Here is a 23,646-nt window from a genome sequence, read left to right on the forward strand (position 1 = left end):
CCAGAATGGAGAAATGTTAATGCCACATGATGTCGAGATTTACCACAATCCGGCGTGTTCAAAAAGCCGTGAGACCCTGAAATTACTGGAAGCAGAAGGCATTGAGCCGCAGGTGATTTTGTATCTGGAAACTCAGCCGTCGGTGGATAAGCTGAAAGAACTGCTGGGGCTGCTGGGCTTTAGCTCAGCGCGGGAACTGATGCGCAAAGGCGAGCAGATTTATAAGGATCTGAATCTTAAAGACAAAGACCTGAGCGAGGAACAACTGTTACAGGCAATGGCGGATCATCCGCGGCTGATTGAACGTCCGATTGTGGTTGCCAACGGCAAAGCGCGTTTAGGTCGTCCGCCGGAACAGGTGAAAGAGATTTTATAACCCCCGCCATTACATTCGGGTTCGGTTTACGAACCCGGCTGTCCTTTCCCAGTAAAGCCTTCCGCTTACAGCCCGAGAATTTCTTTCACGAACGGGATCGTCAGTTTGCGTTGCGCGGTGATAGATGCGCGATCGAGCTGATCGAGCGTCATAAACAGCGTACGCATTTCCCTGTCCAGCCGTTTTAACAGGAAACGGCCCACGTCTTCCGGCAGTTCAAAGCCGCGCAGTTTGGCGCGTAACTGCAATGCCTGAAGTTTTTCTTCGTCGGAAAGTGGCTGAAGTTTGTAGATTTGCCCCCAGTCGAGACGGGAAGCCAGATCCGGCAGGCTGAGATTCAGCTGACGCGGAGGACGATCGCCGGTAATAAACAGACGCGTGCGACCGGTTTCAAGAATGCGGTTATAAAGATGGAAAACAGCGGCTTCCCATTCATCATCACCGGCAATGCCTTCGATATTATCGATACACACCAGCGCCAGATGCTCCATGCCATCCAGCACTTCCGGCACGAAATAAGCCCGCTTGTCTAAAGGCACATACCCTACCGCTTCGCCGCGCTGCGATAATTCTGCGCAAGCTGCGTGTAACAGATGGCTGCGGCCGCCGCCTTCGCGTGACCAGAAATAAATATAGGTGCCGTGTTCCTGATGCAATGCGCTCTGAATGGCAGATAGCAGAGAAGTGTTTTCCCCCGGATAAAAACTGGCAAAGGTTTCATCATCGGGTAGATAAAGTGGCAGGGAAAGCTGTGCCGGCGTATTCAGAAGCACCTCAACCGAAGCGGCATAAAGACCGCAGATGTTGTCACGTCAATAAAAGGAACTGCCGAATTCTAGCAAGGATCCGTCGTGAAATGAACTGTACCCGGTGCAACCGCTTGCGATCCGAGCACCTGACCGGCAAGCAGCTGCCTGACGGTCAGGAATGATCACGGTCAGACTGGCGGATTTTCCCGCTCATCTTCCACGTCAATGATCTGCTCTTCGCCGCGGAAAATCTCAATCACTTTGAACAGCAGGCTCAGGAAGATACCGACGATCGTCGCCAGCGCCATGCCTTTCAGCTCAGCCGCACCGATGTGGATCTTCGCTCCGCTGACGCCGATGATCAGGATCACCGCAGTCAGGATCAGGTTCTGCGCTTTATTGTAATCAACTTTCGATTCAATCAGCACGCGGATCCCTGAAGCGCCAATGACGCCGTAAAGCAGCAGCGAAACCCCGCCCATCACCGGTACCGGCACCGCCTGAATGGCCGCCGCCAGTTTCCCGATACAGGAAAGCAGAATAGCCAGGATTGCCGCGCCGCCGATAACCCAGGTGCTGTAAACCTTGGTGATCGCCATCACGCCGATGTTTTCGCCGTAGGTGGTGTTTGGCGTAGAACCGAAGAAACCGGACAGTACGGTCGACAGGCCGTTCGCCAGCATCGAACGGTGCAAACCCGGATCCCGCAGCAAATCTTTCTTCACAATGTTCGCCGTCACGACCAGATGCCCGACGTGCTCAGCAATCACCACCAGCGCCGCAGGCAGGATGGTGAGGATAGCCACCCATTCAAAACGCGGCGTATAGAAAGTTGGCAGCGCGAACCAGTGTGCGTTTTCAATAGCAGAAACATCCACTACGCCCATGAAGAACGAGAGTGCATAACCGACCAGCACGCCAATCAGGATCGGGATAATCGCCAGGAAACCGCGGAACAGTACGGAACCCAGAATCGTCACCGACAGCGTCACCAGTGAAATGGTGATGGTGGTAGAGTCTACCGCTGCGCCATCGGCAGGCAGCAGTCCGGCCATATTCGCTGCGACACCGGCCAGTTCAAGCCCGATGACGGCCACGATTGCCCCCATCGCCGCGGGCGGGAACATCACGTTGATCCAGCCAATACCGGCTTTCTTAACAATCAGCGCCACCAGACAAAACAGTAAACCGCAGGCAATAAATCCGCCCAGCGCCACTTCATACCCCATCGGCAACAGCAACAGCACCGGTGAAATAAACGCGAAACTCGAGCCGAGATACGCCGGTATCTTCCCTTTACAGACAAATAAATACAGCAAAGTCCCTATGCCATTGAACAGCAGCACCGTCGCCGGGTTTATCTTAAACAGAATGGGAACCAGAACGGTGGCACCAAACATGGCAAACAGATGCTGGAAACTCAGGGGGATTGTCTGCAGCAATGGCGGACGTTCGCTTACCCCGATGACACGACGGGTCATGAATGTGATCCTCTCAATGGTGTGATGTTGTATTAAACCAAACCCTTTGCTCGAAATAATTCGGGTTGCAGGAAGGCGGCAAGCCCGTGAGTCCCTGGGAGCATAGATAACTATGTGACCGGGGTGAACGGGCGCAGCCAACGCATCTGCAGCCTGAAGTATGACGAGCAAAAAAAAGCCGACTGCTTAGTCGGCTTATTGCTAATTGCTTACTTCGTACCAAATATCTTGTCGCCCGCATCGCCGAGCCCCGGGATGATGTAGCCTTTATCGTTGAGTCCCTGATCCACCGAGGCGGTGTAGAGTTCAACGTCCGGGTGCGCGGCTTCGAGAGCGGCGATCCCTTCCGGAGCAGCAACCAGCACCAGCACTTTAATGCTCTGGCAGCCCGCTTTTTTCAGCAGGTCGATGGTGGCAATCATAGAACCACCGGTGGCCAGCATCGGGTCAACGACCAGCGCCAGACGTTCTTCGATGTTAGAAACCAGCTTCTGGAAATACGGCACAGGTTTCAGGGTTTCTTCATCACGATACACGCCGACGACGCTGATACGCGCACTCGGAACGTGCTCCAGTACGCCTTCCATCATGCCCAGACCGGCACGCAGGATTGGCACGACAGTAATTTTCTTGCCTTTGATCTGATCGATTTCCACCGGGCCATTCCAGCCTTCGATGGTGACTTTTTCAGTTTCTAAATCGGCAGTCGCTTCATACGTCAGCAGACTTCCCACCTCAGAAGCCAGTTCGCGAAAACGTTTCGTGCTGATGTCGTTTTCACGCATCAGGCCCAGCTTGTGTTTCACCAGCGGGTGTTTCACCTCGACGATCTTCATTATTTATTCTCCTAAGGTGGTTGAGCTGCAAAAAAAAATCGCGAGATTATAACGCCATTTTTTTTGAACGCCATACCAATTAGCCTGATCCAAATCAACTTATCCTTCTTCATTGAAGCCGCAGCGGCGTTAGCGGCCCTCTCTCACCCGAATCACTGACTCAAGTCAGCTCGTCGGGATTCGCTCGTTTGCTGCCTTGCTGCAACGCCAATGACTTCGGCTAAGTGTTGTATCTTTAAGTATAGATAGTGACTCTGAATAAGGCGCTCGCAAACGTTTGCTTCCACTGTTAGAATTGCCCCGCTTTATTCTTCAACCACCAACCCAAACCGCCGTGGGGACTTCGCAGTGACCGACAAAACCTCTCTCAGCTATAAAGACGCAGGCGTAGATATCGATGCCGGTAACGCATTGGTAGATCGCATTAAAGGTGTAGTAAAACAGACCCGTCGCCCGGAAGTTATGGGTGGATTAGGGGGTTTTGGTGCTCTCTGCGCGCTGCCGCAAAAATATCGTGAACCCGTGCTGGTTTCGGGTACCGACGGCGTTGGCACCAAGCTGCGTCTGGCGATGGATTTACAACGCCACGATACTATCGGTATCGACCTGGTCGCGATGTGCGTCAACGATTTGATCGTTCAGGGCGCTGAGCCTCTGTTCTTCCTCGACTATTACGCCACCGGCAAACTGGACGTCGATATCGCCGCCAGTGTGATCACCGGTATTGCAGAAGGCTGTAAACAGTCTGGCTGTGCGTTAGTCGGCGGCGAAACCGCTGAAATGCCGGGCATGTACCACGGCGAAGATTACGACGTCGCCGGATTCTGTGTTGGCGTAGTGGAAAAATCAGAAATTATCGACGGCAGCAAAGTAGCTGACGGCGATGTGCTGATCGGCCTCGCCGCCAGTGGCCCGCACTCCAACGGTTACTCCCTGGTGCGCAAAATTCTGGAAGTCAGCAACACTGACCCGGAAACCACCACACTGGCAGGCAAATCCCTGGCTGATCACCTGCTCGCACCAACCAAAATTTACGTGAAGTCGATCCTCAATCTGATCGAAAACGTGGACGTTCACGGTATCGTTCACCTGACCGGTGGCGGCTTCTGGGAAAATATTCCGCGCGTACTGCCGGAAAACACTCAGGTCATCATCGAAGAAGCCAGCTGGGAATGGCCGGACGTCTTCACCTGGTTGCAGACTACCGGTAACGTCAGCCGTCACGAAATGTACCGCACCTTTAACTGTGGCGTGGGCATGGTGGTCGCACTTCCGGCAGAACGTGCCGACCAGGCGATTGCGTTACTGAATGACAAGGGTGAAAAAGCGTGGAAAATTGGCTATGTTAAGGCCTCTGACTCCGCTGAGCGCGTCGTTATTGAGTAATCAGTCAGGTCACTCTATTCACTGAAGACGACAGGTAGGGATATGAAAAGGATTGTGGTTCTGGTATCGGGCGAGGGAAGCAACTTACAGGCCCTGATCGATGCCTGCCAGCAGGGACGAATCAACGCAGAAATCAGTGCAGTCTTCAGTAATAAAATCGCTGCATACGGGCTTGAAAGAGCCCGTTTAGCCGATATTCCGGCACATGCGCTGGATGTAAAAGCTTACGAAGACCGCATCGCCTTTGACGTTGCACTGGCTGATGCTATTGAAACCTTTAAGCCCTCTCTGGTGGTTCTTGCCGGTTACATGCGGATCCTGAGCGCCGAATTCGTTCAGCGCTTTGCAGGGCGCATGATTAACATCCACCCTTCCCTGCTGCCGAAATATCCGGGTTTACATACTCACCGTCAGGCGATTGAAAATCAGGATGCTGAACACGGCACGTCCGTACATTTCGTGACGGAAGAACTCGACGGTGGCCCGGTAATTTTACAGGCTAAAGTGCCGGTTTTTGCTGAGGATACGGAAGAAGAGCTGGTTGCCCGCGTGCAAACGCAGGAACACAGCATTTATCCGCTGGTGGTCAGCTGGTTTGTTGACGGACGTTTATCACTGCAAAACGGTCAGGCGTTTCTGGATAACAAACCGCTTTCTGAACGCGGATACGCAGAAGATTAATCTGTACTTGCCTCACGATTTCACTATAAACCGGCCACGTGCCGGTTTTTTATTTTCCATCATTTGACATTTGTTTACATTTTACCCGATATAATGCACATCCCGGCGCACGTTTAAACGTCGTTTGTGCGCCGACCTTCATCTGAAACACAGTTGTTTCAGACCTCATATTTACGAAGGTTACCCTCATAAAACGGCTTTTATAGTTGAGGAACACCCCATGTTTAGCCATAACAGCGTCAGATTACGTCCACTGGAAAAGGACGACCTGTCGTTTGTTCACCGTCTTGATAATAACGCCAGCATCATGCGTTACTGGTTTGAAGAACCTTACGAGGCTTTCGTCGAACTGACCGACTTGTATCACAAACACATCCATGACCAGAGCGAACGCCGCTTTATTATAGAATTCGAAAGCGGACCGGTCGGCTTAGTGGAGCTGGTGGAAATTAATCATATTCACCGCCGCGCGGAATTTCAGATAATCATTGACCCGCAACATCAGGGCAAAGGCTTTGCCGGTGATGCCGTGCGTCTGGCGATGGATTATGCCTTCTCAGTTCTGAACCTCTACAAACTGTATTTAATCGTCGATAAAGAAAATAAAAAGGCGATCCACATTTACAGCAAATTAGGGTTTGAGATCGAAGGTGAACTGAAACAGGAATTCTTTGTGAACGGCGAATACCGCAGTGCCATCCGCATGTGTATTTTCCAGCCGCAATTCCTGGCGAAGTACAAAACCAAACCGGTTCAGGTCAAAACTGAATCACTGATTGGCGCCAGCGCGGTGTAGTTTAGTGCTGTACAGTTTAGCGCGTTAAAAATCAGGCCATAAATTACCGGTGAGGGGAAAAGAACTCCTTCACCGGTAAGACTTTTCCCGCCTTTTTCTCTCATTTGTTCCCCTGATATAAACTCTCCTGAAATCATCCCCAGTTATGTTGGACTTTCCTGTCAATCTTTCGCAATATTGATAGCAGACACTAGGCCCCTCTCACTGACAGCTTCCTGTTACGCTGACCTGAAAAAACGGCCCGTAACACGAGGAATAAGCTGAGCTAAATTGCGGTGTTTTCGGGCAAATTTGCCTGTATGGGCCAGGTTGCAAGCTAAATGAACGGAGTGAAAATGGGTCAGGAAAAGCTTTATATCGAGAAAGAACTAAGCTGGCTGTCCTTCAATGAGCGCGTGTTGCAGGAAGCGGCAGACAAAAGCAATCCCCTGATCGAACGGATGCGTTTTTTAGGGATCTACTCCAATAACCTGGATGAGTTCTATAAAGTCCGTTTTGCCGATTTAAAGCGACGGATCCTCATCAGTGAAGAACAAGGCTTTCTGGGTGCCTCCCGTCATTTACTGAAAAAAATTCAGGCGAAAGTTCTGCGTATTGATCAGGAATTTGACAGCCTTTACAACGATTTGCTGCTGGAAATGGCGCGTAATCAGATCTTCCTGATTAACGAACGGCAGGTTTCTGAGAATCAGCAAGCCTGGTTGCGTCAGTATTTCAAACATCATCTGCGCCAGCACATCACGCCCATTCTGATTAATCACGACACCAATCTGGTGCAGTTCCTTAAAGACGATTACACCTATCTGGCGGTCGAAATTATCCGTGGCGAAGAAATTCACTATGCGCTGCTGGAAATCCCCTCAGATAAAGTGCCGCGCTTCGTCAATCTGCCGCCGGAAGCTCCGCGCCGCCGCAAGCCAATGATCCTGCTTGATAACATTCTGCGTTATTGCCTGGACGATATTTTCAAAGGCTTCTTTGATTACGACGCGCTGAATGCCTATTCGATGAAAATGACCCGTGACGCCGAATACGATCTGGTCACGGAAATGGAATCGAGCCTGCTGGAACTGATGTCATCGAGCCTGAAACAGCGTCTGACCGCCGAGCCGGTGCGTTTTGTTTATCAGCGCGATATGCCCGATGAAATGGTGGAATTGCTGCGCGGCAAGCTGGGTATCTCGAACTATGATTCTGTGATCGCCGGTGGCCGTTACCATAACTTTAAAGATTTCATCAGTTTCCCGAATGTCGGTAAAGCCAATCTGGTCAACCGCCCGCTGCCACGTCTGCGCCATTTATGGTTCGATAAATTCCGCAATGGCTTTGCGGCGATCCGCGAGCAGGATGTGCTGCTGTATTATCCGTATCATACGTTTGAACACGTGCTGGAACTGCTGCGCCAGGCGTCGTTCGATCCGAACGTTTTATCCATAAAAATCAATATATACCGCGTTGCGAAAGATTCACGCATCATCGAATCGATGATCCACGCGGCGCACAACGGCAAGAAAGTGACCGTCGTCGTCGAACTTCAGGCGCGCTTTGATGAAGAAGCCAACATTCACTGGGCGAAACGTCTGACAGAAGCCGGTGTACACGTTATTTTCTCTGCGCCGGGCCTGAAAATTCACGCAAAACTCTTTCTTATTTCCCGCCGCGAAGGCGATGAAATTGTCCGCTATGCTCATATTGGGACCGGTAACTTTAACGAGAAAACCGCCCGCCTTTATACCGACTATTCGCTGCTCACGGCGGATGCGCGCATCACCAACGAAGTCCGCCGGGTGTTTAACTTTATTGAGAACCCGTACCGGCCGGTCTCTTTCGAGCATCTGATGGTGTCACCGCAAAACTCGCGCGACATGCTGTATCGCCTGATCGACAAAGAAATTGCCAATGTACAGGCTGGCGGCACAGGCGGTATTACGCTGAAAATCAATAATCTGGTGGATAAAGGACTGATCGACCGCCTGTACGTCGCGTCTAACGTCGGGGTGAAAATCCGTCTCCTGATCCGCGGTATGTGTTCGCTGGTCCCGAATTTACCGGGCTTTAGCGAAAACATTCAGGTCACCAGTATTATTGACCGCTATCTTGAGCACGACCGTGTTTATGTCTTTGAAAATGGTGGCGATACCAAAGTATTCCTGTCTTCTGCTGACTGGATGACCCGTAATATCGATTACCGAATTGAGGTTGCTGTCGCCCTGCTCGATCCACGCCTTAAACAGCGCGTTCTGGATATTCTAGAACTGCTGTTTAGTGACACGGTAAAAGCCAGAGTGATTGATAAAGAACTGAGCAACCGGTATGTTCCACGCGGAAATCGTCGCAAAGTGCGTGCGCAGCTGGCGATTTACGAATATCTGAAAGATCTGGAACAACAAAGTCAGCAAGCCTGAATCTCTGGAGCGCTACACAACTATGCCCCTTAAAAACAGCCCAATGAACGCCAAGCCACAGGAAATTGCGGCTATCGATCTCGGATCGAACAGTTTCCATATGGTCATCGCGCGCGTGGTTAACGGCGCGATGCAGGTCTTAGGTCGCCTGAAACAACGCGTTCATCTGGCCGATGGTCTCGACAATAAAAGTGTGCTCAGTGAAGAAGCCATGCAACGTGGGCTGGATTGCCTGGCTTTATTTGCAGAACGTCTGCAAGGTTTTCCGGACAGCAACGTCACCATCGTCGGCACGCATACCCTGCGTCAGGCGGTGAACGCCGAGGAGTTCCTCAGGCGTGCGAAAGAAGTGATCCCCTACCCGATTGAAATTATTTCCGGGCAGGAAGAAGCACGTCTGATTTTTATGGGTGTTGAACACACGCAGCCGGAAAAAGGTCGCAAGCTGGTCATCGACATCGGTGGCGGTTCTACGGAACTGGTCATCGGCGAAGATTTCGAACCTTTGCTGGCAGAAAGCCGCCGTATGGGCTGTGTCAGTTTTGCGCAGATGTTTTTCCCGGAAGGCGAAATCAGTCGCAGCAACTTCAAACGTGCGCAACTCGCTGCCGCGCAGAAGCTGGAAACACTGGCCTGGCAGTACCGTCTGCAAGGCTGGCAGTATGCGCTGGGCGCGTCCGGCAGTATCAAAGCGGCTTACGAAGTGCTGGTCGCAATGGGGGAGAAAGACGGACTGATCACCCCTGAGCGTCTGGAAATGCTGACCGAAGCGGTGCTGAATTTCAAAAAATTCAGTGATCTGGATTTACCGGGCTTATCGGAAGACCGTCAGTCAGTGTTTGTGCCGGGACTGGCGATTTTGCGTGGCGTATTTGATGCGCTGGCTGTCAAAGAGCTGCGTCTTTCAGACGGCGCGCTGCGTGAAGGTGTGCTGTATGAGATGGAAGGTCGTTTCCGTCACCAGGACATCCGCACGCGTACCGCGAAAAGTCTGGCCGACCATTACAATATCGACCGGGAACAGGCGCGCCGCGTGCTGGAAACCACCGAGCAGCTTTACAGCCAGTGGTTAGCACAAAATACTAAACTGGTGCAGCCGCAGCTGGAATCACTGCTGAAATTCAGCGCCATGCTGCATGAAGTGGGTCTGAGCATTAACCACTCCGGAATGCATCGCCACTCTTCTTATATCCTGCAAAACACTAATTTGCCGGGCTTTAATCAGGAACAGCAAACGCTGCTGGCGACGCTGGTACGTTTCCATCGTAAAGCCATCAAGCTGGAAGAATTGCCACGCCTGAATCTGTTTAAGAAGAAACACTACATTCCTCTTATTCAGCTGCTGCGTCTTGGCGCATTACTCAATAACCAGCGCCAGTCCACAACCACGCCGGAATCCCTGCGGTTATCTACCGATGATAATCACTGGACGCTGCGTTTCCCGGCCGGATATCTGGCGCAGAACAACCTGGTTCAGCTGGATTTTGAAAAAGAACAAAGCTACTGGGATGACGTCACGGGCTGGAAACTGATGCTCGAAGAAGAAGACGGCGCAGCGGAAGACTAATTCGTTTGTCGCTATAAAAAAGCCCTCCGGCACAATGTGCTCAGAGGGCTTTTTATTTTCTATGCCCCAATCACCCGCGAAATCAGGTAGCAGGGAAATCGAGCAATGTGGCCAGTGGCTCCGGTTTACCCACCAGATATCCCTGCATGTAATCGACGCCCAGCGCATGGAGCGCAGCTTTCTGTTCTTCCGTCTCCACATACTCCGCCACAATAGACAGGTGCTTCATACGTGCGACCTGGCAGATAGATTGCACAATGTAGGCATCCAGTGAATCTGTGAGCATATTGCGCACAAAACTGCCGTCAATTTTCAGGATGTCGGCCTGAATAGCTTTCAGACGTCCGTAACTGGCGTAACCGGTGCCGAAATCGTCTATTGCAATCCGGCAGCCATAAGCACGCAGTTCCCGCATCGCGAAGTCGGCATATTTCATATTCTGCAAAAGATGCGATTCGGTGACTTCCAGAACGATCTGGAACGGCTCAATTTCATATTCCAGCATCAGCGATTTAAAATCGCGGGTAAACGTCGGACGACATAACGTCGATGGCGTGAAATTCACGGCAAAACGCAGGCTCGGCAGACGTACACGGTTCTGATTAATAAACATCAGCGCATGCCGGAGTACCCACATATCCATCTGATAAGACAGGCCGAATTCGTGAACCACCGGCAGGAATTTATCCGGCGTGATCAGGGTATCCTGCGAACCATCAAACATGCGCAGCAGGATTTCGTAATAGCTGTCGCCGCGAACACCCAGTATCGGCTGAGCCATCAGCACAAAGCGGTCGTCATCTAACGCACGCTGAATTTTGTGCAGCATGTCAACTTTGTCTCTGATCTCCAGCTGAACCTGACTGTGGTCGCTTTTGTTCGACTCAGGCTGACCGGTGGTCAGTGAAACTTCCGCAATACCACTGAGTTCACCCAGTAAAATAGGCAGATGCTCGACTGGCGAATATACCGTGCAGTACGACAAACCAATGTTGGGATGCAACGGCAACCCGTTCCAGAGCAGGCGGAAATCCTCGAGATAATCATGCAGCCCCTGCAATTTCATATCTGCATCTTCACAGTTCAGGCGCAGAACCAGATCATAGCCGGGTAAGTGATACACACGCTCGCCGGACTGAAGGAAAGGTTTGAGCCCGACCGCCAGTTGCTGTTTGAACTGGATCCGCAGCTGCATCCCGTAGTTACGGCTGAGAACGTCCATATCCGACACGCGGATGAAACAAAGCATGGAACGCGGATGGCGGGCTAAATCGCGGTTAAAGGCACGCAGATTAGGCAAACCAAACACCGGATCCAGCAGGGCGGCTGATTTGAATTTTTTCATCAGCAGTCGCTGGCGCGAAGAAAGCGCCGACATCAGCAACAGCGTAATGGTGTAAACCAGCATCAGCGCAGAAACAAAGACCAGATTATGAACAAAGCCGGTTTCTGAGATAAACCCCTGATAATTGTAGAATAATACAGTGAGCGTAATACTCCATACGATACTGATGAAGTAATAGCCATAGCGTAACGCCCCGAACAGCATCACAGGGAAAAGCAGCGTCAGAGTGTAATCACTCAGCAAAATTTTTGTGAACGGCTCGCTTATACTGGGCACGCTGAGCAGCGTGACCATGGTGGCCATGACCAGAAACCAGACCACCATTTCGGTGGTTTTCACGCCCGGCGCCCGCTGCTTACGCAACATCATCCGCAACACGCGCCAGTAGCGTGGCTGGCGAATCATGCGGATCACCAGGTAAATGACGTGCGAATTGAGCAAAATGCCGATGATCATCGCCTGCAAATTGATGAGTGTCCGCAACGTCACAAAATCAGCCGTGACCAGCCCCAGATAACCCGGCAGCAACCCGCTTTCCACCACAATCTGCAATACAGTCATGAAGAAGACAGTGAGGAACACCAGCAACCAGCCGACACGCATCCACGCCAGATTCATCAGACCTAATGGCGCTGACCAGCGATTTCCTGCTTGCCAGCGGTATCCGAGCCAGGCCAGAAAAAGCGAGGTGAAATAAATAACCGTCAGCAACGTCGCCATTTCTGCGCCGACCCTGAAATAATAACGCAGGAACAACGTCAGGACGATCCCGGGTAATGCAGCCCAGTCAAATACCATCAGCAGCGCAACACACGTCGCCAACGGCATATAAATCAGATAGGTACGACCTTCAGGCAAAAATATGATCGGAGAAAGCCATGAGGTAACGGGGATCAAGACCAGCGCGCAAATGACGGGAAGTCCCCACCATTTATGGCGAATCTCATGCCAGGAAAAAATTTTACGCATTCAGTCCATCTAAGTTTTGCGCATGAACTTCATGCCGCGGTGAGTGATTCATCGTGTAACGGACGCCAGACAAGCTGGCTGACAACCGCAGTTGCAGACGTCGTCTAAAATTATCGTAGTAAAAACGTCACTTCACACAAAATAACTGAAGAAAAAAGAATACAGCGGAGGTCAGAGTACAACGCTTCAAAATAAGACTGAATTCTAATGTCACTTATCTTAAATCCCTTGATGCAGATCATTAAACACAATCTTTGTGTTTTAACGTAAAAATCATCTTAAACAAATTCATCGCGTGACTAACAGAATGGTTTTTATATCCAGTGATATAGAATAATCCGAGGAAAAAGGAAAATTACTCGTTTACAAAAATGGACGTTACGGAAATTCGCTTTTATTTGATTATCTGGCTGCTCGTTTAGATGTGTTATATATTGTAAACGTTATCATTTGCAGTTCTTCATCCTTCCACCGGAGCAACGATTTACTTAAGCGATCAAATTATGTCTCGAAAAACCAACATCACAATGACGAAAATCGTTTTATCGATCAGCTTCATTATTTTGTTAGGACGTCTGGTCTATTCCGGTATCGGCGCGTATTCCCACCATCAGAACCAAAAACAACAGCAAACAGATGGGCAAACCGTCGCACCTCAGGAACCGACTTCCGACAAAACTTGTACCGGCACACTCAAGACCTGCCGCTACCATAAGGACTAAGGATCCCGAATGTCTGCCGAAAAACCAAAAAGTTACGGACAAAAACTCGCCGAGAGTCGTGGCCGGATCCTCGATCTCCTGCTTAACACCGATGATCTTGCTGACAGCATTCTCGGTGAAGAAATTGACGTTGATGATGCCACCCGCGCCAGGCTGATGGATTACACCGCGGAGCTGAGCTCGCGGGTGCAGAAACTCCATGCCGCTGACGTGGCGGATGTGCTGGAAGCGTTACCCATTCACGAACGCCTCGCGTTGTGGCGGCTGGTTGAACCCGCTGCCCGCGGTAAGGCGCTGGTCGAAGTCTCTGAAACCGTCTGGGACAGTCTCATTGAGGAAATGAGCGACAAAGACCTGCTGAAAACCATGTCTCTGCTGGATGTGGATGATCAGGTCTATCTGGCCGAATATCTGCCGCGTGACCTGACGGGCCGCGTGCTTACCTCACTGGATCCGCGTCAGCGCGATAAAGTGCGCGAGGTGATGAAATTCAATAAAGAGTGCGTCGGCAGGATCATGGACTTCGAGCTGCTGACGGTTCGCCCTGATGTTTCTCTCGGCACCGTGCAGCGCTTTCTGCGCCTGAATAAAGCCATCCCGGAAGCGTCCGATAAGCTGTTTATCACTGACCGTAAAAACACGTTATTAGGCGAACTGCCGCTGACGGCGATTTTGCTTAACCCGCCGCATACGCTGGTTTCAGACGTCATGGTCACCGATCTCACCAGTTTTGAGCCAGAAGATAAAGCCGAAGACGCCGCCAGTGCGTTCGAACGTTATGACCTGATCACTGCGCCGGTGGTGGACAAAAAAGGCAAGCTGATGGGACGTCTGACGGTGGAAGAAATCGTCGATTTCGTCAATAACGACACCGACAGCAATTTACGCCGCATGGGCGGGCTGAGCCCGGAAGAGGATGTCTTTTCACCGGTCACTAAAGCGGTGCGTAATCGCTGGGCGTGGCTGGCGATCAATCTGTGTACGGCCTTCGTTGCATCGCGCGTGATAGGTTTGTTTGAACATACGATTTCACAACTGGTGGCGCTGGCTGCCCTGATGCCAATTGTTGCCGGCATCGGCGGGAATACAGGCAATCAAACCATCACCATGATTGTCCGCGGACTGGCCCTGCACCATGTCCAGCTCGGTAACCTGAAGTTCCTGATGTTCAGGGAACTGGGCGTCGCGCTGATTAACGGCCTCGTCTGGGGCGGACTGATGGGCGTGGTGACCTGGCTGCTGTACAGCGACTGGGAAATGGGCGCCGTAATGACGCTGGCGATGGTGCTGAATCTGCTGCTGGCAGCACTGATGGGTGTGGTCATTCCGCTGACCATGGTGCGTCTGGGGCGCGACCCTGCGGTCGGTTCCAGCGTGATGATAACTGCCCTGACAGATACCGGCGGATTCTTTATCTTCCTCGGCCTCGCCACCATTTTCCTGCTCTGACCCTCTTATTCCGGCCATCCGGCCGGAATATTCGTCAACTATTCCAACGTAACGTAAAATTTATATTAATAATTAGTCACGCTTTTCCGATACTGATAACGATACTGAGAGTACGTGTCATCGTTTGTGCTCATGGTGACGCCTGAGTGATAAAAAAATACAAAAACGACCATCACTGCAACTGTTCTGGATCCAAACACCAGTCAGAAAAAGGTTTTCACCGTGGAAAAAAGCAAACCACCCCCGATCACAATAAGCCGGGCGAACTGGACATCTCACGTACTGTTAGGCATTTCTGTCTGCCTGCTGGCGCTCGCCTGTATGAGCGTGATCCAGAAATCGTCCAGCCTTGCAGGCTTGTGGCTGCCAACAGCGCTGATGATCCCGGTTCTGTTTCGCCATCGCTACCGCGACTGGCTGCCGTTACTGTGTGCCAGCGCGTTGGGCATTGCTGCCGCACATACCGTTCTGGGCACGCCTTTCCTGCGCTATCTGCCTTACCTGCTTAACAATCTTTTTGAAGCCGCATTTTGCGCGGCATTGTTGCGGCGATTGTTGCCGGAGCAGGATCCCCTTACCGGCCTCGGTTACTGGGTCAGATTCCTAATGGTTGCGGTCATTTTCTGTCCGCTGGTCAGCTCATTAATCATGATGCTGTTTATCCTGCACATTCAATCGCCGGTGGAATTGCAAAGTCGTTTTGCCACCTGGTTCATGTCTGAAGCTGTCGCAATCCTGGCGCTTACCCCGCTCGGGCTGGTTTATCAGCGCGGTTATTTCAGGAAAAACCTGACTTCCGGGCGTTTTTTCGGATTGCTTCTGACGCTCATCATCACGCTGGCGGCGGGTTTTCTGGCGCTCAAATGGCTGCCTTATACCTTCGCCTTTATCACCATTCCACTGTTGTGGTGCGCCATTCGTTTACCCCGCATCGAAGCGTTCATTATTTTCCTGTGCATGACGCTGATGATTGCTTTACTGCACACCAGCGGCATTGTTTCCGTGCAGCCGCATACCGTCGTACAAATTCCTCAGGGGCTGATTTTCCTGCCACTGCTGCTGATCCTGACTCCGGCAAACGCCATGGCGATGGCGATGCACGCCCTGCGGGCAGAGAAATCGCATATCACGCAAAGTGAAAATCGTTTTCGCAACGCGATGGAATACTCGGCAATCGGCATGGCGCTGGTATCCCCGCAAGGCAGGCTGCTGCAGGTCAATAAATCGCTGTGCAATCTGCTGGGGTATGAGGCGGAATATCTCACCACGCTGACCTTCCAGGAAATTACTTATCAGGAGGATTTGGGCAAGGATCTGGCGATGCTGGAGCAACTGCTTAACGATGAAATCCAGACCTACACCATGGAAAAACGCTACCTGTGCCGTAACGGAGAAGTGATATGGGCATTACTCGCCGTGTCGCTGGTGCGCGATGAAGAACACAATCCGCTGTATTTTATTTCTCAGATTGAAGATATCAACGAGCTCAAACATACCGAAATGACCAATAAGCGTCTTTCGGAAGCGCTGCATGAAGAGAAAGAACTCATGCACATCACCCTCAATTCCATCAACGAGGCGGTGATTTCCACCGACCGGAATATGAATATCACGTTCATGAATCCGGTGGCGGAGAAAATGACCGGATGGACAGAGGAACAGGCGCAGGGCCAGCCGGTGAACCGCATTGTACTCATCAGCAAAGGGCAGGATGGCCCGCTTATCGATAATCTGCTGCACTTTGATATCAACGAAAATCTTCACTCTTCCGTTGAGCGTTCACTGGTGTTGCATGGCCATCATACCGGTCTGTTTGATGTCCAGCTGGCGGTGTCTCCGCTGCGTACGTTGAAAGATGAACCGATCGGCATCGTGCTGGTATTGCAGGACGTCAGCAGATCGCGCGAGCTGATGCGCAGGCTGAGCTACAGCGCGTCCCACGATTTACTGACCGGATTGTCGAACCGTGGCAGTTTTGAATCCAGCCTGAAAAAAGCACTGAATCTGATAGCCACTGCGCGTCAGTCGCACTGTCTGGCGTTTATCGATCTGGATCATTTCAAAGCGATTAATGACACGGCCGGGCACGCCGCCGGTGACGAACTGTTACGTCAGATCAGTACGCTGATGCAGGAACACATGCGCAACAGTGACCGCCTCGCGCGGCTGGGCGGCGATGAGTTTGCGCTGATCTTATTTGATTGTCCGGTGGAACAGGGGTTGAACACCCTCTCGAAACTGGTGAGTGAAATCAATCAGTTCGAATTTATCTGGGAAGACAAAATTTACCGCATCGGTGCCAGCGCCGGATTAACGAAGATGAATGACCCCACCGTCAGCGGCAGCGAGTACATGGCGCAGGCGGATAAGGCCTGTTATACCGCCAAAAATAACGGACGGGGACGGGTTTTCCGCTATGAGCCGCAACAGAAAACCGCCACCGTTCATACCGACGGCAGCATTTTCCCGCCTGAAAAAACTTAACCCGCGCGGATTAAGGCATATCCGGTTGCCAGTCGTTATTGAACCATAAATGCAGCGTGGCGTAAGTGCGCCACGGTTTCCAGACTTCGGCATAGCGGGCAATTTTCCCCGGCGTCATGCCCGGAAAACGCTGTTTAATCAGATAATCACCGCCAAGAAAAACGTCCGGCGCAGACCATGCCCGCATCGCCACATAACTGGCCGTCCAGCTGCCAATTCCCGGCATCGCCAGCAGTAATCTGACACCTTCCTGCACATCGGTAATGTCATCGAGCGGCAACCGCCCTTCTTCCACCGCCTGCGCAATATTGATCAGACAGGCTGCGCGTTTGGCCTGCACGCCGATACCGCGTAAATCATCGACCGTTAATTTCGCCATCGCCGCCGGAGACGGAAACAAATGCGTCAGCGCCGCGAACGGCGTGCTCACCGGCTCGCCCCATTTTTCGGTCAGCCGGGTTGCCAGCGTCGCGGCCATTTTCACACTGACCAGTTGCCCGAGAATGGCCCTGACCGTCAGCTCAAAACGGTTGATGCAGCCCGGCAGACGTAATCCCACAGCGTTTTCAGCCAGCCGACCTAAACCCTCAGCGATAAGTAATGGCTGCGCATCGAGATCCAGTAAACGCCGCACCTGCTTTGCCACGGTATCCGTCACCGGCTCAAGCGACGGCGAAATCTCAAGTTCGACGCTGTTAATGTCCGCCAAAGGCCGCAGCCGCAACCAGCCGGTCAGCCGCACGCCGTTGTGTATTACCGCCAGCGTCCGCTGATAATAGTCGCCGTCCTGCTGCTCGATGCCCTGCAACGCACGCGCACCGAGAAACGCCGTCATCCACTGCCAGTCATACGGAGGCTGATACGTCAAAAGCATTTGGGTCACAGGATGATCCTTATAAAAAAGCCTCCCGGAAGGAGGCTATATGTCTCGCATCTCCAAAATAACTGGAGTTGCAGCAAGGCGGCAAGTGAACGAATCCCGATAAGCTGACACAAGTCAGTGATTCGGGTTCGCGAACGCAGCCAACGCTCCTGCGGCTTCAGGTATGAAGGAGATTACTTACGACGCCAGGTGGTGCCGTTGGCGCCGTCTTCTAACACGATGCCCATTTCATTCAGACGATCGCGCGCTTTATCCGCCATACCCCAGTCTTTGCTGGCGCGGGCATCGTTACGCTGTTTGATCAACGCTTCGATTTCGGCGACTTCATCGTCGTTGTCCGCCTGCGCACCAGATTTCAGGAACTGCTCCGGATCCTGCTCCAGCAAGCCCAGCACGCCCGCCAGCTGACGCAGTTCTGCTGCCAGACCGTTGGCTGCCGCCATATCTTCCGCTTTCAGGCGGTTGATGTCGCGCGCCATATCGAACAGCACGGAATAGGCTTCCGGCGTGTTGAAATCGTCGTCCATTGCCGCACGAAAACGCGCCACGAAAGCCTCACCACCGGCTGGCGTTGCAGTAACGTCCGTACCGCGCAGCGCGGTATACAAACGTTCCATCGAGGTACGTGCCAGTTTCAGGTTCTCTTCGCTGTAGTTCAGCTGGCTGCGGTAATGGCCAGACATCAGGAAGTAACGCACGCTTTCGGCGTCGTAATATTTCAGCACATCGCGCACGGTAAAGAAGTTGTCCAGTGACTTGGACATCTTTTCGCGGTCGATCATCACCATGCCGGAGTGCATCCAGGTGTTGACGTACGGGCCGTCGTGCGCGCAGCTGGACTGAGCAATTTCGTTTTCGTGGTGCGGGAACATCAGATCAGAACCGCCGCCGTGAATATCGAAATGCGCGCCAAGCTGTTTGCAGTTCATAGCAGAACATTCGATGTGCCAGCCCGGACGGCCTTCGCCCCACGGTGACGTCCAGCTCGGCTCACCCGGCTTGGACATTTTCCACAGCACAAAGTCCATCGGATTGCGTTTCACGTTGGCTTCAACTTCAACGCGGGCGCCCGCCTGCAACTGATCCAGATCCTGACGGGATAACACGCCGTAATCCGGATCGCTCTCCACCCAGAACATCACATCGCCGTTCGACGCCACATACGCGTGGTCACGGTCGATCAGCTTCTGCACGATATCGATGATTTCATGAATGTGACCGGTGGCGCGAGGCTCAGAATCCGGCGGCAGAATGTTCAGTGCAGCAAAATCCGCGTGCATTTCGGCGATCATACGATCGGTCAATGCCATAAAGGTTTCGCCATTCTCAGCGGCACGTTTAATGATTTTGTCGTCAATATCGGTGATGTTACGCACGTATTTCAGGTCATAACCGACGTAACGCAGGTAACGCGATACCACGTCGAAAGAGACAAAGGTGCGACCGTGGCCGATATGACACAGGTCGTAAACAGTGATCCCACACACGTACATCCCGACTTTACCGGCATGAATTGGCTTGAATTCCTCTTTTTGGCGACTCAGGGTATTAAAAATCTTCAGCATCAGGCTATTCCGTGTGTTGGGCGTAGAAAATGACGTTGGCGCATTTAAGCGACACTAACGGCCATAATATAACGAAAATGATTTCACCGAAACGGCATAAGGCCGCCGGACGGGCTTTAGTGGTCATAAAGGCGCTGCTGACGGCAACTTTTGAGTTATGGTATAAGAAAAGGCTATAGTAGCCGCTCTGACACAGAGCACACATCAACATTAGCAGGATGATAATTATGGTCACTTTCCACACCAACCACGGCGACATCGTCATTAAAACTTTCGCTGACAAAGCGCCAGCCACGGTTGAAAACTTCCTGAACTATTGCCGTAAAGGCTTCTACGACAACACAATTTTCCACCGTGTTATTAACGGCTTCATGATCCAGGGCGGCGGTTTTGAGCCAGGCATGAACCAGAAAAACACCGATGCACCTATCGATAACGAAGCAGACAACGGCCTGAAAAACACCAAAGGCACGCTGGCGATGGCCCGTACCAACGATCCACATTCTGCTACCGCACAGTTCTTTATCAACGTCACTGACAACGATTTCCTGAACCACAGCGGTAAAAACGCGCAGGGTTGGGGCTACTGCGTATTCGCAGAAGTGGTTGAAGGTCAGGACGTGGTTGACGCGATCAAAGCCGTCAAAACGGGCCGCAGCGGTATGCACCAGGACGTTCCAAAAGAAGATGTTGTGATCAAAAGCGTGACAGTCAGCGAATAACCGACGTTTTTAAGAACACGTCGGCATGACCACGTTTTTTATCGCAGATATCCATCTTTGCGCGCAGGAACCGGCAATCACTGCCGGTTTCCTTCGTTTTCTACGTGAAGATGCGCCACAGGCCGATGCTCTGTACATTCTCGGCGACCTGTTCGAAGCCTGGATTGGCGACGACGATCCGCAGCCGCTTCACGCAGAAATCTCCGCCGCACTGAATCATTTGCACCAGCAAGGCGTGCCCTGCTTCTTTATTCACGGCAACCGCGATTTTCTGCTCGGCAGACGTTTCGCCCGCGACAGCCTGATGACGTTGCTGCCGGAGAAAAAAGTGCTCGAGCTGTACGGACGCCGCATCCTGATCCTGCACGGCGACACGCTGTGTACCGACGATGTCGCGTATCAAAACTTCCGCAAAAAAGTCCACAATCCGTTTATCCAGAAACTTTTCCTGATGCTGCCACTGAAATGGCGACTGGGTATTGCTGCCAGAATGCGCGCTAACAGTAAGGCGTCGAATCAGGGTAAATCACTGGAGATTATGGATGTGAACCCGCAGGCGGTGGTCAGCGAAATGCAGATGGCTGGCGTCGAGTGGATGATCCACGGCCATACCCATCGGCCAGCCATTCACGATGTCCCGCTCGGAAACAAAACCGGCCATCGTGTGGTACTCGGCGCATGGCACGAAGAAGGTTCGATGGTGAAAGTCACCGCCGATAACGTCGAGCTGATCAGCTTCCCGTTTTAAGTCCGCAGACGGGTACACCGCTGTGGAAGCGGAACTGTTCGTCTGGTGTAAGAATTAATTCCGCTTCAATCCTGCCAAACTCCTCTACCCGCTCACTAATATCCGTTCCGGCATATTGCTCTGCCAGCGCCAGATAATCGGCAAAATGCCGTGATTCAGAACGCAGCAGCGAAGTGTAAAAACGCGACAAGGTTTCATCGAGATGCGGCGCTATTTTGGCAAAACGCTCGCAAGAGCGCGCTTCGATGTATGCGCCGATAATCAGCCGGTCGACCAGAATATTCAGATCATCGTGATGGCGGGTATGTTTAATCATGCCGCTGGCGTAGCGCGATGGTGAAAGCTGGGTGTAGGTGATATTGCGTTTTTGCATGATTTCCACCACTTGTTCAAAGTGATGAAGTTCTTCACGCGCCAGACGCGCCGCACAAAATAGCAGTTCGGTGCGGTCCAGATATTTCGTCATCAGGCTCATCGCCGTCGCCGCCGCTTTCTTTTCACAGTTAGCGTGGTCAATCAGCATGACCGTCTGATTTTCCAGCGCCACATCCACCCACAGAGCGGGCGTTTCACAGTGAAGAAAATCATAAATCGGTGCCAGTAAAGCCTGCGTCATAAATCAGTTTCCACTCAAGTTTGTCTTTAATATATTGGTTTGGATTATACAAATCTGCCGCCAACTTCTCATCAAAAATGCGCCGTTTTCCGGCCACGCAACCGTTTTCCTCCCTCTCGGAGCGTGTTATCATTTGCGCCCTCGCAGTTTCTATTTCCGAATCACAGGAGCTTTAAAGACATGTCATCCAACGTTACCCCGGCAAAAATCGCCATCGTTATGGGGTCTAAAAGTGACTGGGCGACCATGCAGTTCGCCGCCGAAGTTCTCACAACGCTGAATATTCCTTTCCATGTCGATATCGTCTCCGCTCACCGCACACCGGATAAATTGTTCACTTTCGCTGAGCAGGCTTCTGCCAATGGCTTTGATGTGATCATCGCGGGTGCCGGTGGCGCAGCACATTTACCAGGCATGCTGGCGGCAAAAACGCTGGTGCCGGTACTGGGTGTTCCGGTTCAGAGTGCTGCCCTGAGTGGCATCGACAGTCTGTATTCCATCGTACAAATGCCACGTGGTATTCCGGTCGGTACGCTGGCGATCGGAAAAGCCGGTGCTGCTAACGCCGCTTTGCTGGCCGCACAAATTCTGGCGCTTCACGATGCTGAGATTGCTAAAAATCTGGCTGCATGGCGCACTGCACAAACTGACGAAGTGCTGAATAATCCCGATCCGCGGGAGGAAGCATGAAGCCGGTTTGCGTCCTTGGAAACGGTCAGTTAGGCCGGATGCTGCGTCAGGCTGGTGAACCGCTGGGCATCGCCGTATATCCCGTCGGACTTGATGCCGAACCGGAAGCCGTGCCATATCAGCAAAGCGTGATCACCGCTGAAATCGAACGCTGGCCGGAAACTGCACTGACCCGCGAACTGGCAACGCACAACGCGTTCGTTAACCGCGAGATTTTCCCACGTCTGGCTGACCGCCTGACGCAAAAACAGTTGCTCGACCAGCTCGGTCTGGCAACTGCGCCGTGGCAGTTGCTGGCTGATGCCGCCGAATGGCCGCAGGTTTTCTCTCAGCTTGGCGAACTGGCGATTGTTAAACGTCGCGTCGGCGGGTACGACGGCCGTGGTCAGTGGCGCTTACGTTCTGGCGAAGAAAAGACTCTGCCGCAGGATTGCTACGGCGAATGCATCGTTGAGCAGGGCATCAATTTTTCCGGCGAAGTTTCGCTGGTGGGCGCACGCGGTCACGACGGCAACACTGTGTTTTATCCGCTGACCCACAACCTGCATCAGGACGGCATTTTGCGCACCAGCGTCGCATTGCCGCAGCCGGACGAAGCCCTGCAACAGCAGGCAGAAAGCATGCTGTCAGCCATTCTCAACGAACTGAATTATGTCGGCGTGATGGCGATGGAATGTTTCGTGGTCAGCGAAGGTTTGCTGATCAATGAGCTGGCTCCGCGCGTTCATAACAGCGGTCACTGGACGCAAAACGGCGCGTCCTACAGCCAGTTTGAGATGCATTTGCGCGCCATCCTTGGTCTGCCGCTGCCGAAACCGGTCGTCAGTACGCCGTCGGTGATGGTGAATCTGATTGGCACGGATGTGTCAGAAGAGTGGCTGAGCCTGCCGCTGGTCAATCTGCACTGGTACGAGAAAGACGTGCGTCCGGGTCGTAAAGTCGGACACCTGAATCTCAACGACGCCAGCGCCAGCCTGCTGAAAGACACTCTCAACGCACTGGTCCCGATGCTGCCGTCAGAATACGCCAGCGGCATTGAATGGGCAGTTGAAAAGCTTTGATTTGAGCACCTCCTTATTAAAAGGAGATGCTCTGGTAACCTAAATAATTCGAGTTACAGGAAGGCGGCAAGTCAAGGAATCCCGATGAGCTTACTCAGGTAAGTGATTCGGGTTA

General features: G+C 52.3%; 20 protein-coding genes. 13 read left to right on the plus strand and 7 right to left on the minus strand.

Features of this window, described 5'->3' with window-relative positions; all coding sequences use genetic code 11:
- Positions 1-19: 19 nt before the first annotated feature.
- On the plus strand, positions 20-376 hold the full coding sequence (gene arsC / locus ACM615_RS09560) for an arsenate reductase (glutaredoxin) (RefSeq protein ID WP_113876102.1): 357 nt from the start codon (positions 20-22) through the stop codon (positions 374-376).
- A gap of 65 nt (positions 377-441) precedes the next feature.
- On the opposite strand, the gene hda is transcribed toward arsC, so the two are convergent.
- The 3 genes from hda to upp all read right to left on the minus strand — a co-directional run bounded on the left by hda (position 442) and on the right by upp (position 3,442).
- Positions 442-1,149 carry a DnaA inactivator Hda gene (gene hda / locus ACM615_RS09565; protein ID WP_431011809.1) on the minus strand — a complete coding sequence of 236 codons (708 nt, stop codon included), beginning with the start codon at positions 1,147-1,149 and terminating at the stop codon, positions 442-444.
- A 164-nt stretch (positions 1,150-1,313) separates the two neighbouring features.
- Entirely contained in the window at positions 1,314-2,606 is a 1,293-nt protein-coding gene (gene uraA / locus ACM615_RS09570; RefSeq protein WP_112287575.1) for a uracil permease, read from the minus strand.
- Between the two features lie 209 nt (positions 2,607-2,815).
- The gene (gene upp / locus ACM615_RS09575) at positions 2,816-3,442 is read right to left on the minus strand and encodes a uracil phosphoribosyltransferase (protein WP_013576561.1); all 627 of its coding nucleotides are present in this window, start codon (positions 3,440-3,442) and stop codon (positions 2,816-2,818) included.
- 348 nt (positions 3,443-3,790) lie between these two features.
- Between upp and purM the strand changes: the two genes are divergently transcribed.
- The 5 genes from purM (at position 3,791) to ppx (ending at position 10,277) form a co-directional block, all read left to right on the plus strand.
- A complete protein-coding gene (purM, locus tag ACM615_RS09580; RefSeq protein WP_113876103.1) occupies positions 3,791-4,828 on the plus strand; it encodes a phosphoribosylformylglycinamidine cyclo-ligase in 1,038 nt (345 codons plus the stop codon).
- A gap of 42 nt (positions 4,829-4,870) precedes the next feature.
- Complete coding sequence (purN, locus tag ACM615_RS09585) at positions 4,871-5,509, plus strand: phosphoribosylglycinamide formyltransferase (RefSeq protein ID WP_113876104.1); 639 nt, start codon at positions 4,871-4,873, stop codon at positions 5,507-5,509.
- Between the two features lie 220 nt (positions 5,510-5,729).
- Positions 5,730-6,305 carry a spermidine N1-acetyltransferase gene (speG, locus tag ACM615_RS09590; RefSeq protein WP_112287572.1) on the plus strand — a complete coding sequence of 192 codons (576 nt, stop codon included), beginning with the start codon at positions 5,730-5,732 and terminating at the stop codon, positions 6,303-6,305.
- 335 nt (positions 6,306-6,640) lie between these two features.
- A complete protein-coding gene (gene ppk1, locus ACM615_RS09595; protein ID WP_112287571.1) occupies positions 6,641-8,710 on the plus strand; it encodes a polyphosphate kinase 1 in 2,070 nt (689 codons plus the stop codon).
- 22 nt (positions 8,711-8,732) lie between these two features.
- Positions 8,733-10,277, plus strand: a complete 1,545-nt coding sequence (gene ppx, locus ACM615_RS09600; RefSeq protein ID WP_112287570.1) for an exopolyphosphatase — start codon at positions 8,733-8,735, stop codon at positions 10,275-10,277.
- Between the two features lie 82 nt (positions 10,278-10,359).
- Here ppx and ACM615_RS09605 read toward each other — a convergent pair whose 3' ends face one another.
- Positions 10,360-12,591 (minus strand): sensor domain-containing phosphodiesterase, encoded by a 2,232-nt coding sequence (locus ACM615_RS09605; protein ID WP_113876105.1) that lies wholly within the window; start codon positions 12,589-12,591, stop codon positions 10,360-10,362.
- Positions 12,592-13,094: 503 nt separating this feature from the next.
- On the opposite strand from ACM615_RS09605, the gene ACM615_RS09610 reads away from it, so the two are divergent.
- The 3 genes from ACM615_RS09610 (at position 13,095) to ACM615_RS09620 (ending at position 17,246) form a co-directional block, all read left to right on the plus strand.
- Positions 13,095-13,313, plus strand: coding sequence for a YfgG family protein (locus tag ACM615_RS09610; protein ID WP_112287568.1), 219 nt, complete (start codon positions 13,095-13,097; stop codon positions 13,311-13,313).
- 9 nt (positions 13,314-13,322) lie between these two features.
- A complete protein-coding gene (mgtE, locus tag ACM615_RS09615) occupies positions 13,323-14,762 on the plus strand; it encodes a magnesium transporter (protein WP_120164065.1) in 1,440 nt (479 codons plus the stop codon).
- A 222-nt stretch (positions 14,763-14,984) separates the two neighbouring features.
- Positions 14,985-17,246, plus strand: a complete 2,262-nt coding sequence (locus tag ACM615_RS09620) for a PAS domain S-box protein (RefSeq protein WP_431011810.1) — start codon at positions 14,985-14,987, stop codon at positions 17,244-17,246.
- Between the two features lie 10 nt (positions 17,247-17,256).
- On the opposite strand, the gene alkA is transcribed toward ACM615_RS09620, so the two are convergent.
- Together alkA and cysS are read right to left on the minus strand one after the other, a co-directional pair.
- A complete protein-coding gene (gene alkA / locus ACM615_RS09625; protein ID WP_431011881.1) occupies positions 17,257-18,120 on the minus strand; it encodes a DNA-3-methyladenine glycosylase 2 in 864 nt (287 codons plus the stop codon).
- 182 nt (positions 18,121-18,302) lie between these two features.
- Positions 18,303-19,694 carry a cysteine--tRNA ligase gene (cysS, locus tag ACM615_RS09630; RefSeq protein ID WP_113876109.1) on the minus strand — a complete coding sequence of 464 codons (1,392 nt, stop codon included), beginning with the start codon at positions 19,692-19,694 and terminating at the stop codon, positions 18,303-18,305.
- 227 nt (positions 19,695-19,921) lie between these two features.
- Between cysS and ppiB the strand changes: the two genes are divergently transcribed.
- Together ppiB and lpxH are read left to right on the plus strand one after the other, a co-directional pair.
- Complete coding sequence (gene ppiB, locus ACM615_RS09635) at positions 19,922-20,416, plus strand: peptidylprolyl isomerase B (RefSeq protein ID WP_113876111.1); 495 nt, start codon at positions 19,922-19,924, stop codon at positions 20,414-20,416.
- Between the two features lie 25 nt (positions 20,417-20,441).
- Positions 20,442-21,164 (plus strand): UDP-2,3-diacylglucosamine diphosphatase, encoded by a 723-nt coding sequence (gene lpxH, locus ACM615_RS09640; RefSeq protein ID WP_113876112.1) that lies wholly within the window; start codon positions 20,442-20,444, stop codon positions 21,162-21,164.
- Here the strand turns inward: lpxH and ACM615_RS09645 are convergent.
- The gene (locus ACM615_RS09645; protein ID WP_112287561.1) at positions 21,148-21,780 is read right to left on the minus strand and encodes a tRNA-(ms[2]io[6]A)-hydroxylase; all 633 of its coding nucleotides are present in this window, start codon (positions 21,778-21,780) and stop codon (positions 21,148-21,150) included. The genes lpxH and ACM615_RS09645 overlap by 17 nt on opposite strands.
- A 180-nt stretch (positions 21,781-21,960) precedes the next feature.
- Here ACM615_RS09645 and purE point away from each other — a divergent pair, with 180 nt between their 5' ends.
- The gene (gene purE / locus ACM615_RS09650; RefSeq protein ID WP_112287560.1) at positions 21,961-22,470 is read left to right on the plus strand and encodes a 5-(carboxyamino)imidazole ribonucleotide mutase; all 510 of its coding nucleotides are present in this window, start codon (positions 21,961-21,963) and stop codon (positions 22,468-22,470) included.
- On the plus strand, positions 22,467-23,531 hold the full coding sequence (gene purK / locus ACM615_RS09655; protein WP_431011811.1) for a 5-(carboxyamino)imidazole ribonucleotide synthase: 1,065 nt from the start codon (positions 22,467-22,469) through the stop codon (positions 23,529-23,531). Before purE ends, purK begins: the two co-directional genes overlap by 4 nt.
- Positions 23,532-23,646: the final 115 nt, after the last annotated feature.

Origin of the sequence: Rahnella sp. PAMC25617 (assembly GCF_050606005.1) — a bacterium.
Classification (GTDB): domain Bacteria; phylum Pseudomonadota; class Gammaproteobacteria; order Enterobacterales; family Enterobacteriaceae; genus Rahnella; species Rahnella variigena.